Source organism: Streptomyces sp. NPDC037389, assembly GCF_040636475.1.
GTDB lineage: Bacteria > Actinomycetota > Actinomycetes > Streptomycetales > Streptomycetaceae > Streptomyces > Streptomyces hesseae.
In genome coordinates, this window is the sequence record NZ_JBEZUS010000011.1 from 237,218 (window position 1) to 252,059 (window position 14,842).

Annotated in this window: 11 protein-coding genes; 9 read left to right on the top strand and 2 right to left on the bottom strand. The window is 72.4% G+C overall.

Annotated elements, in window-relative coordinates; translation table 11 throughout:
• Positions 1-243 precede the first annotated feature (243 nt).
• From AB0E98_RS25000 to AB0E98_RS25030, 7 genes are all read left to right on the top strand, one after another.
• Positions 244-2,229 (top strand): S53 family peptidase, encoded by a 1,986-nt coding sequence (locus tag AB0E98_RS25000; protein ID WP_361706415.1) that lies wholly within the window; start codon positions 244-246, stop codon positions 2,227-2,229.
• A gap of 291 nt (positions 2,230-2,520) precedes the next feature.
• The gene (gene leuS, locus AB0E98_RS25005) at positions 2,521-5,388 is read left to right on the top strand and encodes a leucine--tRNA ligase (protein WP_361706418.1); all 2,868 of its coding nucleotides are present in this window, start codon (positions 2,521-2,523) and stop codon (positions 5,386-5,388) included.
• Between the two features lie 161 nt (positions 5,389-5,549).
• On the top strand, positions 5,550-6,311 hold the full coding sequence (locus AB0E98_RS25010; RefSeq protein WP_361706419.1) for a hypothetical protein: 762 nt from the start codon (positions 5,550-5,552) through the stop codon (positions 6,309-6,311).
• A gap of 86 nt (positions 6,312-6,397) precedes the next feature.
• On the top strand, positions 6,398-7,243 hold the full coding sequence (locus tag AB0E98_RS25015; RefSeq protein ID WP_361706420.1) for a DegV family protein: 846 nt from the start codon (positions 6,398-6,400) through the stop codon (positions 7,241-7,243).
• 145 nt (positions 7,244-7,388) lie between these two features.
• Positions 7,389-8,207 carry a ComEA family DNA-binding protein gene (locus AB0E98_RS25020; RefSeq protein ID WP_361706422.1) on the top strand — a complete coding sequence of 273 codons (819 nt, stop codon included), beginning with the start codon at positions 7,389-7,391 and terminating at the stop codon, positions 8,205-8,207.
• Complete coding sequence (locus tag AB0E98_RS25025) at positions 8,204-11,053, top strand: ComEC/Rec2 family competence protein (protein WP_361706425.1); 2,850 nt, start codon at positions 8,204-8,206, stop codon at positions 11,051-11,053. The genes AB0E98_RS25020 and AB0E98_RS25025 overlap by 4 nt, the downstream gene beginning before the upstream one ends.
• A complete protein-coding gene (locus tag AB0E98_RS25030) occupies positions 10,939-11,610 on the top strand; it encodes an arylamine N-acetyltransferase (protein ID WP_361706476.1) in 672 nt (223 codons plus the stop codon). Before AB0E98_RS25025 ends, AB0E98_RS25030 begins: the two co-directional genes overlap by 115 nt.
• Positions 11,611-11,675: 65 nt before the next feature.
• On the opposite strand, the gene AB0E98_RS25035 is transcribed toward AB0E98_RS25030, so the two are convergent.
• Positions 11,676-11,954: a hypothetical protein gene (locus AB0E98_RS25035; protein ID WP_361706427.1), complete on the bottom strand. Its 279-nt coding sequence runs from the start codon at positions 11,952-11,954 to the stop codon at positions 11,676-11,678.
• A gap of 72 nt (positions 11,955-12,026) precedes the next feature.
• On the opposite strand from AB0E98_RS25035, the gene holA reads away from it, so the two are divergent.
• Positions 12,027-13,013, top strand: coding sequence for a DNA polymerase III subunit delta (gene holA / locus AB0E98_RS25040; protein ID WP_361706430.1), 987 nt, complete (start codon positions 12,027-12,029; stop codon positions 13,011-13,013).
• Between the two features lie 221 nt (positions 13,014-13,234).
• Here the strand turns inward: holA and rpsT are convergent, their stop codons facing one another.
• Positions 13,235-13,501 (bottom strand): 30S ribosomal protein S20, encoded by a 267-nt coding sequence (gene rpsT, locus AB0E98_RS25045; RefSeq protein WP_229352153.1) that lies wholly within the window; start codon positions 13,499-13,501, stop codon positions 13,235-13,237.
• A gap of 234 nt (positions 13,502-13,735) precedes the next feature.
• Here rpsT and lepA point away from each other — a divergent pair.
• The coding region (gene lepA, locus AB0E98_RS25050) for a translation elongation factor 4 (protein ID WP_361706433.1) at positions 13,736-14,842 on the top strand (1,107 nt) is incomplete at its 3' end.

Consider the following 14,842-nt stretch of genomic DNA (forward strand, 5'->3'; position numbering starts at 1 on the left):
CTGCGGCCCGTGCGGCCCGCTTCGCACAACCCCGATGCGCGGTGGCCCACCGCTGCTAACGTCTGTTCGTTCGGCGAAAGTTCGATCCGTAAGTCGCCGCTTTCCCAACAAACCACCCTCGCAGGCGATTTGATTGCGTGCCCGTGGTTCTCCTTTGATCACTTCTTGGTGAACACATGTCCCCAGAGTGAACGGTTTATCGGTCAGAGTGTGGCCGACCATTCGCATCGCAGGGGGTTTTCCTTGACTTCACGTCGAAGCCGTTCCGGCAGTCGCTCCAGAACGCGCGCGGCCCTGTCCCTGACGGCGGCTCTGCCGCTGGTCGTCGGGGCGCTCGCGCTCGGTGTGCCGGCGGCCCACGCCGCCTCCGGCCCGCATGACCGTCAGTCGCTGGCGGGCACCAAGCCGCTGTGGGCGACGCCCGGGGCCGACCGGGGTGCCGTCTCGGAGCGGAAGGCCGTCACCGCCCGGGTCTATCTCGCCGGCCGTGACGCCAAGGGCCTGGCCGCGTACGCGCGTGCCGTCTCGGACCCGAAGTCCGCCTCGTACGGCAAATACTTGACGGCCCAGCAGGCGAAGGAACGTTTCGGCGCACCCAAGGGCCAGATAGCCAAGGTCACCGACTGGCTGAAGTCCTCCGGCCTGACGGTGACCGGCGTCAACGACCACTACGTCACCGTGACCGGTGACGCGGCCGCCGCCGAGAAGGCGTTCGGCACCGAGCTCCACAACTACGTCAAGGACGGGAAGACCTACCACGCCCCGGCGCGGAACGCCTCCGTCCCGGACAGCCTCGACGGCGCCGTCCTGACCGTCGTGGGCCTGAACAACGCCCCGCGCCTGAGCCACCACCGCGACACCCTGCCCGGCCCGAGCGCCGGCTTCCGCAACGCCGGCCCGTTCTCCACGTACTACGGCTCGAACGTGAATACCGGCCTTCCCTCCGCCTACGGCGAGCCCGCCCCGTACGCCATCAAGGGCTACACCGGAAAGCAGCTGCGCGCCGTCTACGGGGCGAAGAACTTCACCGGCAAGGGCGTGACGGTCGCCATCACCGACGCCTACGCCTCCCCGACGATCGCCGCCGACATCCAGCAGTACGCCAAGCGCAACGGCGACAAGGCCTACCGCAAGGGCCAGTACTCCCAGGTGCTGCCCGCCGCCTGGACGCACGCCGACCCCAAGGAGTGCGACGCGGCCGGCTGGTACGGCGAGGAGACCCTCGACGTCGAGGCCGTGCACGCCGTCGCCCCGGACGCGAACATCGTCTACGTCGCCGGTTCCTCCTGCCAGGACGACGACCTGATCGACTCCCTGCACAAGATCGTCGACAACCGGCTGGCCGACATCGTCTCCAACTCCTGGGGCGACGTCGAGGCCAATGAGTCCCCGGACGTGGCCGCCGCCTACGACCAGGTCTTCCAGAAGGGCGCCGTCGAGGGCATCGGCTTCTACTTCTCCTCCGGCGACGACGGCGACAACGTCGCCAAGCACGGTGTGAAGCAGGTCGACACGCCCGCCAACTCCCCGTGGGTCACCTCCGTGGGCGGCACCTCCCTGGCCGTCGGCAAGGGCGACAAGTACTTGTGGGAGACCGGCTGGGGCACCCGTAAGGCCGCCCTGTCCAAGGACGGCCTGACCTGGGAGGGCCTGCCCGGCACCTTCACCGGCGGCGCCGGCGGCGGCACCAGCAAGGTCTTCGAGCAGCCCTTCTACCAGCGCGGCGTCGTCCCCGACACGCTGGCCAAGGCGAACGGCACCGACAAGCCGATGCGCGTCGGGCCCGACATCGCGGCCGTCGCCGACTCCACCACCGGCTTCCTCGTCGGCCAGACCCAGACCTTCCCCGACGGCTCGGTGAAGTACGACGAGTACCGCATCGGCGGCACCTCGCTGGCCGCGCCCGTGATCGCGGGCGTCCAGGCGCTGGCCCAGCAGGCCCGGCACGGCGTGCCGATCGGCTTCGCCAACCCCGGCATCTACGACCGCTACGGCACCGGCGCCTACCACGACGTCACCGACCACCCGCTCGGCCAGGGCCGGAGCATCGGCGACGTCCGCGTCGACTTCGCCAACGGCGTCGACGCCAAGGGCGGCCTGCTCACCTCGCTGCGCACCCTGGGCGGCGACAGCTCGCTCTCCGCGACCGTCGGCTACGACAACGTCACCGGCGTCGGCACCCCCGCCGACGGCTACGTGACCTCGTACGTGCCCCGTCAGCACCGCTGACCCGCCGGGCCGGTCAGCACCGCTGACCCGCCGGGCCCCGGGGCCCGCCCGCACCACGCTTCGGTGCGGGCCCCGGGGCCGCTGGGGTAACCTGACCCCATGCGTGCCGTACGCCTTCTGCTTAGCGAGCCGCGCTGATCAAGCACCGGCAGGTGACCGCCGACCCTTCGGCGGTCCGGACCGGCATCGGCGCGGCATCCCCTCCTGTGCGAGGGGTTTTTTCATTTGCGGCCCCGTCCGGAGACGCGAGCGGACAGGCGACAGACGACGATCGATGGAGCATTGAGGACGATGAGCGAGACCCCCACCGCCGCCGAGGTGGCCGCCCCGCACCGCTACACGGCCGCGCTGGCCGCTGACATCGAGGCGCGCTGGCAGGACTTCTGGGACGCGAACGGCACGTACGCCGCGCCCAACCCCAGCGGTGAGCTGGCCGGCGACGAGGCCGTCGTCGCCCGGCCCAAGAAGTTCATCATGGACATGTTCCCGTACCCCTCGGGCGCGGGCCTCCACGTCGGCCACCCCCTGGGCTACATCGCCACGGACGTCTACGCGCGCTACCACCGCATGACGGGCCACAACGTCCTCCACACCCTCGGCTTCGACGCCTTCGGCCTGCCCGCCGAGCAGTACGCCGTGCAGACCGGCACCCACCCCCGGGTGTCCACCGAGGCCAACATCGAGAACATGAAGGCCCAGCTGCGCCGGCTGGGCCTGGGCCACGACAAGCGCCGCTCGTTCGCGACGATCGAGCCGGAGTACTACAAGTGGACCCAGTGGATCTTCCTCCAGATCTTCAACTCCTGGTACGACGCGGAGGCGAAGAAGGCCCGCCCGATCACCGAGCTCGTCGACGGGTTCGAGAGCGGCCGGCGTGAGGTCCCCGGCGGCCGCGCCTGGAGCGAGCTGAGCCCCGCCGAGCGCGAGGAGGTGCTGGGCGGCTACCGCCTGGCCTACGCCTCCGACGCCCCGGTCAACTGGTGCCCCGGCCTGGGCACCGTGCTGGCCAACGAGGAGGTCACCGCCGACGGCCGCTCCGAGCGCGGCAACTTCCCCGTCTTCAAGTCCAAGCTGCGCCAGTGGAACATGCGGATCACCGCCTACGCGGACCGCCTGATCGACGACCTGGACGCCCTGGACTGGCCCGAGGCCATCAAGCTCCAGCAGCGCAACTGGATCGGCCGCAGCGAGGGCGCGCGCGTCGACTTCCAGGTCGCCGACGCCGACGACCGGAAGATCGCCGACGACCGGAAGATCACCGTCTTCACCACCCGCCCCGACACCCTCTTCGGCGCCACCTACATGGTGCTGGCCCCCGAGCACGACCTGATCGACGCGATCGTGCCCGCCGCGTGGCCCGAGGGCACCAAGGACGTCTGGACCGCCGGTGCGGCCACTCCGGCCGAGGCCGTCGCCGCCTACCGCAAGCAGGCGCAGTCCAAGACCGACGTCGAGCGGCAGACCGAGGGCAAGGACAAGACCGGCGTCTTCACCGGCGCGTACGCCCTCAACCCGCTGACCGGCGAGCGCGTCCCCGTCTTCGTCGCCGACTACGTCCTGATGGGCTACGGCACCGGCGCGATCATGGCCGTGCCCGGCCAGGACGAGCGCGACTGGGAGTTCGCCACCGTCTTCGAGCTGCCGATCATCCGCACCGTCCAGCCGCCCGAGGGCTGGGAGGGCGAGGCCTACGGCGGCCAGGGCCCGGCGATCAACTCCGCCAACGCCGAGCTGGACCTCGACGGCATGCAGATCGACGAGGCCAAGCGCACCGTCATCGCCCACCTGGAGGCGCGCGGCATCGGCGAGGGCACCATCAACTTCCGCCTGCGCGACTGGCTCTTCAGCCGCCAGCGCTACTGGGGCGAGCCCTTCCCGATCGTCTACGACGAGGACGGCGTCGCCCACGCGCTGCCCGAGTCGATGCTCCCGCTGGAGCTGCCCGAGGTCGACGACTACACCCCGCGCACCTTCGACGCGGACGACGCGGACACCTCCCCGGAGACCCCGCTCTCCCGCAACGAGGACTGGGTCAACGTCGAGCTGGACCTGGGCGACGGGCCGAAGACGTACCGCCGCGAGACCAACACCATGCCCAACTGGGCCGGTTCCTGCTGGTACGAGCTGCGCTACCTGGACCCGCACAACGACGAGCAGCTGGTCTCCGCCGACGCCGAGCGGTACTGGATGGGCCCGCGCGAGGGCCAGCCGCACGGCGGCGTCGACCTGTACGTCGGCGGCGCCGAGCACGCCGTGCTGCACCTGCTGTACGCCCGCTTCTGGTCGAAGGTCCTCTTCGACCTGGGCCACATCTCCTCGGCCGAGCCGTTCCACAAGCTCTACAACCAGGGCATGATCCAGGCGTACGTCTACCGCGACGCGCGCGGCATCGCGGTGCCCGCCGCCGAGGTGGAGGAGAACGGCGGCGCGTTCTACTACGAGGGCGGCAAGGTCAGCCGGCTGCTCGGCAAGATGGGCAAGTCCCTGAAGAACGCCGTCACCCCGGACGAGATCTGCGTCGAGTACGGCGCCGACACCCTGCGCCTGTACGAGATGGCGATGGGCCCGCTGGACGTCTCCCGCCCGTGGGACACGCGTGCCGTCGTCGGCCAGTACCGGCTGCTCCAGCGCCTGTGGCGGAACGTCGTCGACGAGAACACCGGCGAGGTCACCGTCGTCGACACCGAGGCCGACGAGGCCACGCTGCGCGCCCTCCACAAGGCGATGGACGGCGTCGGCCAGGACATGGCGAACCTGCGCTTCAACACCGCCATCGCCAAGCTGACCGAGCTGAACAACCACGTCACCAAGCTGCGCGAGGTGCCGCGCACGGTCGCCGAGGGCCTGGTGCTGCTGATCGCGCCGCTGGCCCCGCACATCGCCGAGGAGCTGTGGCGCAAGCTCGGCCATGAGGGCTCGGTCGTCCACGCGGACTTCCCCGCCGCCGACCCGGCCTACCTGGTCGACGACACCGTGACCTGCGTCGTCCAGATCAAGGGCAAGGTCAAGGCCCGTCTGGAGGTCGCCCCGTCGATCTCCGACGAGGAGCTGGAGAAGCTCGCGCTGGCCGACCCGGCGGTCGTCGCCGCGCTGGGCGGCGCGGGCATCCGCAAGGTCATCGCGCGGGCGCCGAAGCTGGTGAACATCGTCCCGGCGTGATGCTCTAGAGCGCGCTGGGGGTTTGCCCCTACGGGCAGGTTGGGGGTTCCGATGGAACCCGCGGCCTGCCCGTTGCGTTTACGGTGGAGAGGAGGCGGGGGCGGCCCCGCCGACGGGCCTTTCGGGGGCTCGCCGAGTGTCCCGCTTGCTGAGGAGCGCGTATGGTAGCCGCGGCCGTGATCATCGCCCTGATCTGTGCGCTCGTGGTGGCGCTGGCGGTGATCGCCACGGTCAAGGCGGTCCGGACCGTCAAGAACGGCGTCGACCAGGCGGTCACCCAGGCCCGGCGCACGGTCGAGGACACCCGGCTCAAGGCACGGCAGTACACCCAGACAGGCCCGGCGGGCGAGGTCGCCGAGTTGCGCCTCTCGCTGCGGACGTCGATGCGCGCCACGCAGGAGGTGCTGCGGGAGGGCCTGAAGGACGACCCCTCCCTGACCGAGTCCCTGGCCCTCTTCGACCGCCTCAGCGCACACGGCCGCGAGGTCGACGACGATCTGCGCCAGCTGGAGTCCGAGCCCGACCGGGACCGTGTCACCGCCTGCCTGCCCGACCTGCGGGAACGGACCAAGCAGATCACCCACTCCGCCGACTCGCTGCGCTTCGCCGCACAGGACCGGGCCCGGCAGTTCGCCGGCGACGAACTGTCGCTGCTGAGCGAGCAGATCCGCATGGAGACGGGCGCGCTCCGCCACTGGGAGGCCGACGCGGGCCCGGGTGCGGAGCCCAAGGCGGAGCCGGGGACGAGTCCGGGGAGGGGCTCGTCCCGTAAGGGTGCGGGTACGGATGGCGCGGGGGCCGCCGGTGCCGGTGCCGCCGGCTCCGCCGCGCGGCCGGAGCGACCCGCGATCAGCGGGAGGGATGAATCCCGGCAGTGGGGGTACGGATGGGAAAAGGTCAAGCGTCGGGAAAGCCCCGCCTGAACGAAGCGGCTCTGACCAGCGGAAACGATCAGGCGGCCCGGGCCCCGCACTGCCGGGGCGGCGACCCGGCGGGTAACCTCCGGGGCATGTCCCGCCATGTCGCGATCATCACTGATTCCACGGCCTATCTGCCCGCTCAGGCGATGGAGGGGCACGGCATCGTCGCCGTACCGCTGACGGTGGTCCTGGGCGACGAGGCGCTGGAGGAAGGCACCGAGATCTCGGCCCGGTCGGTCGCCCAGGCCCTTCAGAAACGCCGGCCGGTGACCACCTCGCGCCCCGCCCCCGAGGACTTCGCGGCCGCCTACCGTGCCGCTGCCGAGACCGGCGCCGACGGCATCGTCTCCCTCCACCTCTCCTCCGAGCTCTCGGGCACCTACGACGCGGCGGTCCTCGCGGCGAAGGAGGCGCCGGTGCCGGTACGGGTCGTGGACACCGGCATGGTCGCGATGGCCCTCGGCTTCTGCGCCCTCGCCGCCGCGGACACCGCCGAGGCGGGCGGCACGCTCGACGAGGCGGTGGCCGCCGCGGAGAAGCGCGCGCAGGGCACGGCCGCCTACTTCTACGTCGACACCCTCGACTACCTGCGCCGCGGCGGGCGCATCGGCGCCGCCCAGGCGCTGCTCGGCTCGGCGCTCGCCGTCAAACCGCTGCTCCAGCTGGACGGCGGCCGTATCGAACTGAGGGAGAAGGTCCGTACGGCCTCGAAGGCGATCGCCCGACTGGAGGAGATCGTCGTCGAGCGCGCGGGCGCCGCGCCCGTCGACGTCGCGGTGCATCACCTGGCCGCCCCGGAGCGGGCCGAACTGCTCTCGGAGCGGCTGCGGGAGCGGGTGCCGGGGCTGGTGGATCTCCACGTGAGCGAGGTCGGCGCGGTCATCGGGGCGCACACGGGGCCGGGGCTGCTGGGCGTGGTGGTCTCGGCGAGGTGAGGAGGGGGCCGTGCCCCTCCTGTGAGTGACGGAAATTTCCACAACCAGCCGGTGTTCCACAGGAATTGAGGCCTCCGGACAGGATCGGGCGACGTCACCTAGCGTGACGAGCATGACCTCTTTCGCGCCCTCTTCGACACGTACCGTGACCCCCCTCGACCTGGGCCTCGGCTCGCTGCGCGACCGCGCGGCGGCCGATCGCGGGGCTGTCGCTGATCCCGGGGCTGTCGCCGCGCGCCCGCGAAGGTGGCCGGTCCCGCGCGGTGCGATGGCCGCGCTGGGAGACCGGCTGCCCTTGTGGGTGCGGCTGCGGTGCGGCATCGCGCCGAGGACGCTCGCGGCGCTGACGGCCGTGCTGGTCGTGGCGGTCGCCCTCGGCGCGTACCACTTCTGGGCGGGGCGCCCACGGACGGTCCGGGCGCCGGCCCGCGAGGGGCCGGTCGCGGCGCCGCCACCGGCGGCCGTCCCGACGGTGCCTGGTCCGACGGTGCCCGGTCCGGGGTCGTCGGCCCGGAGCGTGGTGGTGGACGTGACGGGCAAGGTGCCGCGTCCCGGGGTCCAGCGCCTGCCGCCGGGCTCACGGGTCGAGGACGCGCTGGAGGCCGCCGGGGGAGCGCGCCCGGGAGCGGACACGACGGGGCTCAACCAGGCGCGTGTGCTGATGGACGGGGAGCTGATCGTGGTGGGCGCCCCCGCCCCGGGAGGCCCGGCGTCGGCGGCGGTAGGCGGGGCGGTGGCCGGTGCGAGCCCTCCGGGTGGCGGCGCGGCCGCCGGGCCCATCAGCCTCAACTCCGCGACGCTCGAACAGCTCGACGCCCTCCCCGGAGTGGGCCGGGTCCTCGCTCAGCACATCCTCGACTACCGCACCCAGCACGGGGGCTTCCGCTCGGTCGCCGACCTCCGCCGCGTCAACGGCATCGGAGCCCGCCGCTTCACGGACCTCAAGCCACTGGTCCAGCCATGACGCGGGCCGCTGTCCCACAGGCCGCTGCCACGCAGGCTTCTGTCACCGGTCCCGGTGATGAGGGTCGAGTCCCGGCCGACCTGCGGCTGGTCGGCCCCGCGCTCGCCGCGTGGGCCGCCGCGGCAGTCGCCCTGACGGCGGAGGGCCGGACGGTGGCCATCGCCTGCGGGGCGGCGGTGCTCGTGTCCGGCGTACTGCTGCTCGCGGCCGCTGCCCGCTGGGGGAGCCGTAGGGGCTCGGCGGAGCCGGCCGGAAGGACCGGATGGGCAGGGGCGGCGGGAGCCGTCGGCGCGGTGGTGGCCGTGTTGCTGTGTGCCGTCGCCGGGGCGGCCGTCGGGGCGTTGGCGGGGGCCGACACCCGGCGTGGGCCGGTGCCGGAGCTGGCGCGACGGCACGCCGAGGCGACCGTCGAGGCGACGGTGACCGGGGACCCGAAAGCCACCCGGCCACGGGTGCGGGGCTCGGTGCGGGCCGCGCCCGCCGTCGTGGTGGAGGCCGAGGCGAGCCGGGTGACCACCACGCGCGGGGTGACGACAGCGGTCCGCACCCCGGTGCTGCTGATGGGCCATCAGCCGTGGCTCGGGCTGCTGCCCTCCACCGAGGTGAGGGTGGAAGGCTGGCTCATGCCGCCCTCCCGGTCCGGTGACCGTGTCGCGGCCGTCGTCCGGGTCGGTGACAGCGGCCCGCCCCAGGTCGTCGCGGGGCCGTCCATGGTGCAGCGGGCGGCGGGGAGGCTGCGGGCCGGGCTGCGCGAGGCGACCGACGGGCTGGCGCCGGATGCCCGGGCGCTGTTGCCCGGCCTGGTCGTCGGGGACACCTCGCGCGTTCCATCCGACCTCGAAGAGGCCTTCCGCGCAACGGATCTGACGCACCTTCTGGCCGTGTCCGGGGGAAACCTCGCGGTACTGCTGGCCGTGCTCATCGGGCCGCCGCATCTCGCCTCGCGCGCCGAGCGCCGGGGGCTCGCGGCCCGGCTGGGGATCCCGCTGCGGCTGACGGCGGTGCTGGGCGGCGGGCTGGCGCTCGGGTTCGTGGTGGTGTGCCGCCCCGAGCCGAGCGTGCTGCGGGCCGCCGTGTGCGGGCTGATCACTCTGCTGGCCATCGGTACGGGCCGCTCCCGCGCTCTGCTCCCCGCGCTGGCGGGTGCCGTGCTCCTGCTGGTCCTCTACGACCCGTGGCTGGCGCGGGGCTATGGCTTCCTGCTCTCGGTCCTGGCCACCGGCGCCCTGCTGACCCTCGCCCCGCGCTGGGCGGCGGCCCTGCGGCGGCGCGGGATGCCGGACCGGGTCGCGGAGGCCCTCGCGGCGGCGGGCGCGGCGCAGGCCGTGTGCGCGCCGGTGATCGCCGTGCTGGCGGCGCGGGTGAGTCTGGTGGCGGTGCCGTGCAATCTGCTCGCCGAGCCGGCGGTCGCCCCCGCCACGGTCCTCGGGTTCGCCGCGCTCGCCGCCGCCCCGCTCGTGCCGCCGCTCGCCGAGGGCCTCGCCTGGCTGGCGGGCTGGCCGGCGCGGTGGACGGCGACCGTCGCCCGGACCGGCGCGGGGCTGCCCGGGGCCGAGCTGGCCTGGCCCGGCGGCTGGGCCGGCGGGCTGTGGCTGGCGGCGGCGACAGCGGTCGTCCTCCTGATCGCCGGGCGGGTGCTGCGCAGCCCGTGGGTCTGTGGGGCGTGCGCACTGCTCCTGCTGCTCGCCGTGGTCCGCCCGGCGCCCCTGACGAGGGGCCTCACCGGATGGCCGCCGCCGGACTGGCGGATGGTGGCGTGCGACGTGGGCCAGGGGGACGCCCTCGTGCTCGCCGCCGGCCCGCACAGCGCGGTGCTCGTCGACGCCGGGCCCGAGCCGAAGGCCGTCGACCGCTGCCTGCGACGGCTGGGCGTCGACGAGGTGCCGATGCTGGTTTTGAGCCACTTCCACGCCGACCATGTCGACGGCCTGCCGGGGGTGCTGCGCGGCCGCGCGGTGGGGGCGATCGAGACGACGTCGTACGCGCTGCCGCCGGGCCGGGCGGCGTTCGTCCGGCGGGAGGCCGGGCGGGCGGGTGTGCCGGTCGTCGAGGCGGTGCCGGGGGAGCGGCGGAGCGTGGGCGGGCTGTCGTGGGAGGTGCTGTGGCCGCCGCCCGCCGGGACGTCCGCCGTGGCGGAGGACGGGCCCAACGACGCCAGCGTCGTCCTCCTCGTCCGTACGGGCGGGCTCACCCTCCTGCTGCTCGGGGATCTCGAACCGCCCGCCCAGCAGGAGCTGTGGGAGACGCATCCCGGGCTTCCGCCGGTGGACGTCCTCAAGGTCGCCCATCACGGTTCCGCTTATCAGGACCCCCGGCTGACGCGTGGGCTCCGCCCCCGGCTGGCGGTGATCTCCGTGGGCGCCGGCAACCCCTACGGCCATCCGGCCGCCCGCACGATCGGCGCGCTGCGGGAGCAGGGGGCGGCGGTCCTGCGCACCGACACCGACGGGCCGGTGGCCGTCACGGGCGGGCAGGGCGGGCCGGTCGCCGTCACGGGGCAACGTCGCGGGAGGAGGAGGCGACGACAACCGGTACAAAGACCGAGACGATCTAGGACCGTGGACGGATGCCGTGCCCTCCCGGCCCGGGGGATAACGGAGTCATGCACGCAGCGAATATCGACGCCTATCTCCGTCACATCGACGCCCCCCGCCCGGCCGCCCCCACCGCGGAGGCGCTACGGGACCTTCAGTTCCGTCATCTCGTGGCGGTGCCCTTCGAGAACCTCTCGATCCACCTCGGTGAGGAGATCGTGCTGGACGGCGGGGTCCTGGTGGACAAGGTGGTGCGCAGGGGGAGGGGAGGCTACTGCTATGAGCTCAACGGCGCGTTCGCGGAGCTGCTGACGGCGCTCGGCTATCGGGTGACGCTGCTGGCGGCACGGGTGATGGGGCCGGACGGGAAGTTCGGGATCCCCTTCGACCACTTGGCCCTGCTGGTCGGGACCGAAGGCGGGCAGGGCCGGGAGTGGCTGGTGGACGTCGGCTTCGGCCGGAACAGTCACCACCCGCTGAGCTTCACCGAGCGCGGTGACCAGCTGGACCCGGGAGGGGTGTTCCGGATCGCCGAGACGGAGAAGGGAGACCTGGACGTCAGCAAGGACGGCGCGGTGCAGTACCGCCTGGAGCGGCGCCCCCGGGCGCTGGCCGACTTCGAGGCCGGCAACTGGTGGCACCGGACCTCGCCGCTGTCGCCGTTCGGGCAGTCGGTGCTCTGCTCGCGGCTCACCGAGGACGGCGGGCGGGTCACCATCAGCGGCCGCACGCTCGTGACGACGACGGACGCCGGCGGGCGGGTGGAGCGGACGCTGGCGGAAGGGGAGGTGGCGGCCGCCTACCGGGAGCACTTCGGCCTGGAGCTGGAGCGGATCCCCGAGGTAAGGAGCGCAGGCCAGGCGAGCTGATCTCCTCCCGGCCGCCGCTGCCGATTCCGCCTTCGGTCACCAGCCACCGGTCGACGGCCCGGGTGTTACTCCACCTCGGTCCAGCCGTCGTACTCCTCGGCGAGCTCGCGCAGCGCGGCGCGGTCGAGCACGCCGTCGGGGTCGTCGATGACGACCAGCCACTGGGCGTCCTCGGCGTCGTCCTCACCGGCGAGCGCCTCGCGGACGATCTCGGGGTCGTCGTCGAGGACGAACCGCCGGCCCGCCTCCTCGGCCGCCTCTTCGGCGGCGTCGCGGTCGGGCAGCACCAGCAGGTGCCGTACGGAGTCGGAAGACTGTGCAGAGAAGGGAGAAACGCTGGTCACCCGCTTATTGTGCGGTATGCCTCCGGAGGCTTTCGGAGGGGCCTGTCACTGGCGCATGGGATGCTGGTCCCGATGGCCAGGAAGACTGCAACCGACGACCTGCTCGCGCCCGTGACGATCGCCGTGGGCCAGGAGGATCTCCTCCTCGACCGCGCCGTTCAGGAGGTGGTGGCGGCTGCCCGCGCGGCCGACGCGGACACCGACGTCCGGGATCTCACCCCCGACGCGCTCCAGCCCGGCACGCTGGCCGAGCTGACCAGCCCGTCGCTCTTCGCCGAGCGCAAAGTCGTGATCGTCCGCAATGCGCAGGACCTCTCGGCGGACACGATCAAGGACGTGAAGAGCTACCTCGGCGCGCCCGCCGAGGAGATCACCCTTGTGCTGCTCCACGCGGGCGGCGCCAAGGGCAAGGGGCTGCTGGACGCGGCCCGCAAGGTGGGGGCCCGTGAGGTCGCCTGCCCGAAGATGACGAAGCCGGCGGACCGGCTCGCGTTCGTCCGCGGGGAGTTCCGTGCGACGGGCCGCTCCGCGACGCCGGAGGCCTGTCAGGCCCTGGTCGACGCGATCGGCAGCGACCTGCGCGAGCTGGCGAGCGCCTGCGCCCAGCTCGTCGCGGACATCGAGGGCGTCATCGACGAGTCCGTCGTCTCCCGCTACTACACGGGCCGGGCGGAGGCCTCCAGCTTCACCGTCGCCGACCGTGCCGTGGAGGGCCGGGCGGCCGAGGCCCTGGAGGCGCTGCGCTGGGCGATCTCCACGGGTGTCGCCCCCGTTCTGATCACCAGCGCCCTGGCGCAGGGCGTCCGCTCGATCGGCAAGCTCGCCTCCGCGCCGCGTGGCGCCCGTCCCGGGGATCTCGCCCGTGATCTGGGTATGCCGCCGTGGAAGATCGACCGGGTGCGTCAGCAGATGCGCGGCTGGTCGGCGGACGGGGTGGCGGCGGCTCTCACCGCGATCGCCGAGGCCGACGCAGGCGTCAAGGGCGGCGGCGACGACCCCGAGTACGCCCTGGAGAAGGCGGTAGTGGCAGTGGCCCGAGCCGCCCGCAGCCGCACGTAGAACACGGGCCGGCGCGAAGCCCCGGAAATGCCCGGAGGCCCCGGCCGCCCTTGGGGAAAGGGCGACCGGGGCCTCCGGAATCGTTCAGACGAGCCCAAAGGGCTCACACCGCACCCGCGTGGCGAACGACCAGGCGCGGCGGGGTGCCGGGAAACGGAGCGGTAGAGGGGCCGCTTCGGTCCGTTCCGGCGGGGGACCGGGGCTCACGCCCCGGAAAGGCTTCAGCCCTGGAGGGCGGCAACCTGCTTGGCCAGCGCCGACTTCTTGTTGGCGGCGGCGTTCTTGTGCAGGACACCCTTGCTGGCGGCCTTGTCGAGCTTCTTGCCGGCGAAGGCGACGGCGGCGGTGGCCTTCTCGGCGTCACCGGCGACGATGGCCTCGCGGGCCGCACGGACGGCGGTCTTGACCGAGGACTTGACGGCCTTGTTACGCAGGCGCGCCTTCTCGTTGGTCTTGTTCCGCTTCATCTGGGACTTGATGTTCGCCACGAAAAGAGCCTTTTCAGGTTCGTTGGATTTCGATAAGTGCGTGATCACACGACCGGTGGCCATGGGATCCCGTCGTGTGAGAGGCACGACAGGCACAGTGCACCAGGCTACCAGTAGCCACTCGGCCGTCCCAAACCGGACCGTACCCGCCGCTCATGGGACCATGGGGGAGTCGTATACCCGACTCCCGCCGAGACCAGCGTTCAAACGCCGAAGTCACCGAATGGATCCTGCGTGCCCGCGACCCCTACCAACGTGCCGGAGCCGAGCCGTACCGACCCGGCTCTGATCCGTAACTTCTGCATCATCGCGCACATCGACCATGGCAAGTCGACGCTCGCCGACCGGATGCTCCAGCTGACCGGCGTGGTCGACCAGCGGCAGATGCGCGCGCAGTACCTCGACCGGATGGACATCGAGCGCGAGCGCGGCATCACGATCAAGTCCCAGGCGGTCCGGCTGCCCTGGGCGCCCACCGAGGGCGAGGCCGAGGGCACGACCCACATCCTCAACATGATCGACACGCCGGGCCACGTGGACTTCACCTACGAGGTCTCGCGTTCCCTCGCCGCGTGCGAGGGCTGCATCCTCCTCGTGGACGCCGCCCAGGGCATCGAGGCCCAGACCCTCGCCAACCTCTACCTGGCGATGGAGAACGACCTCACGATCATCCCGGTCCTCAACAAGATCGACCTGCCGGCCGCCCAGCCCGAGAAGTTCGCCGCCGAGCTGGCCAACCTCGTCGGCTGCGAGCCCGAGGACGTCCTGCGGGTCTCCGCGAAGACCGGTATGGGCGTCGAGGCGCTGCTGGACAAGGTCATCCGCGAGGTTCCGGCGCCCGTCGGCGTCAAGGACGCCCCCGCCCGCGCGATGATCTTCGACTCGGTCTATGACTCCTACCGCGGCGTGGTCACCTACGTCCGTGTCATCGACGGGCAGCTCAAGAAGCGCGAGCGCATCAAGATGATGTCGACCGGCGCCACCCACGAGCTGCTGGAGATCGGCACCAACTCGCCCGAGATGCTCCCGGCCGACGGCCTCGGCGTCGGCGAGGTGGGTTACATCATCACCGGTGTGAAGGACGTCCGTCAGTCCAAGGTCGGTGACACGATCACCTCCCAGCAGAACGGCGCCACCGAGGCCCTGGGCGGCTACAAGGACCCGAAGCCCATGGTCTTCTCGGGCCTGTACCCGCTGGACGGCTCGGACTACCCGGAGCTGCGCGAGGCCCTCGACAAGCTCCAGCTCAACGACGCCGCGCTGGTCTACGAGCCGGAGACCTCGGCCGCCCTCGGCTTCGGTTTCCGCGTCGGCTTCCTCGGCCTGCTCCACCTCGACGTG

What these genes read in the sequence shown, in the direction of transcription:
- AB0E98_RS25010 (WP_361706419.1), top strand. Translation starts at nt 5,550, where the DNA reads ATGGTAGCCGCGGCCGTGATCATCGCCCTGATCTGTGCGCTCGTGGTG.
- AB0E98_RS25025 (WP_361706425.1), top strand. Translation starts at nt 8,204, where the DNA reads ATGACGCGGGCCGCTGTCCCACAGGCCGCTGCCACGCAGGCTTCTGTC.
- leuS (WP_361706418.1), top strand. Translation starts at nt 2,521, where the DNA reads ATGAGCGAGACCCCCACCGCCGCCGAGGTGGCCGCCCCGCACCGCTAC.
- AB0E98_RS25015 (WP_361706420.1), top strand. Translation starts at nt 6,398, where the DNA reads ATGTCCCGCCATGTCGCGATCATCACTGATTCCACGGCCTATCTGCCC.
- holA (WP_361706430.1), top strand. Translation starts at nt 12,027, where the DNA reads ATGGCCAGGAAGACTGCAACCGACGACCTGCTCGCGCCCGTGACGATC.